Raw genomic sequence first — 779 nt, forward strand, 5'->3', positions numbered from 1 at the left:
AAGAAATAGTCGAACAGGTTTCGCAAGCGTGGAATAAATTCATTTCTGTTCCTGATACGGTTAAAAGCATATGCTCTAGAGACTGGATAAAATTGACTTAATCTTTATGCAGATTGGTATTAATCTTTATGCAGATTGGTATTATTTGGTGCAGTGTGCCCACGTAATGGTATAACAGAAGCGCTGATCAGCCCTGTAGTCAATAAAGACGTCATGACGTAACACATGGAATTAATATCAAAAGCCACGGAGGCAGGACGTCATGCCGTCGTGATCGTTGATGGCGCTGGTTGGCATACTATTGATACGGTACAACCATTCAATAATATCATGCTAATAAAACTTCCGGCTTACTCCCCGGAGTTAAATCCAATAGAGCAAGTATGGGATACGGCAACACTGTTTATCTAATCGTGTGTTTAGTGGTTATGAAGAAATAGTCGAACAGGTTTCGCAAGCATGGAATAAATTCATTTCCATTCCTGATACGGTTAAAAGCATATGCTCTAGAGACTGGATCAAATTGACTTAATCTTTATGCCGATTGGTATTATTCTTTTTTACCTAAAACCTATTGCCTTTCACCTCGAACCTTCTTTTTACTTTATGCCAGACAACAAAAAACCCGTCACATCGCTGTAACGGGTTTCTCTTATTTGGAGCCTGGCAATGTCCTACTTTCACATAGCAAATGCTACACTATCATCGGCGCTGTTTCGTTTCACTACTGAGTTCGGCATGGGGTCAGGTGGGTCCAAAACGCTATTGTTACCAAGCAA

At 40.4% G+C, this 779-nt stretch carries 1 rRNA gene and 1 pseudogene; one reads left to right on the plus strand and one right to left on the minus strand.

Annotated elements, in window-relative coordinates:
• Positions 1-141 precede the first annotated feature (141 nt).
• Positions 142-532, plus strand: a pseudogene (locus H5187_RS24925) (transposase); the annotation flags it as partial.
• A 129-nt stretch (positions 533-661) separates the two neighbouring features.
• Here H5187_RS24925 and rrf read toward each other — a convergent pair.
• Positions 662-776, minus strand: a 5S ribosomal RNA gene (rrf, locus tag H5187_RS23815).
• Positions 777-779 lie beyond the last annotated feature (3 nt).

Origin of the sequence: Pseudoalteromonas sp. SG44-1 (genome assembly GCF_014164315.1) — a bacterium.
Taxonomy (GTDB): domain Bacteria; phylum Pseudomonadota; class Gammaproteobacteria; order Enterobacterales; family Alteromonadaceae; genus Pseudoalteromonas; species Pseudoalteromonas rhizosphaerae.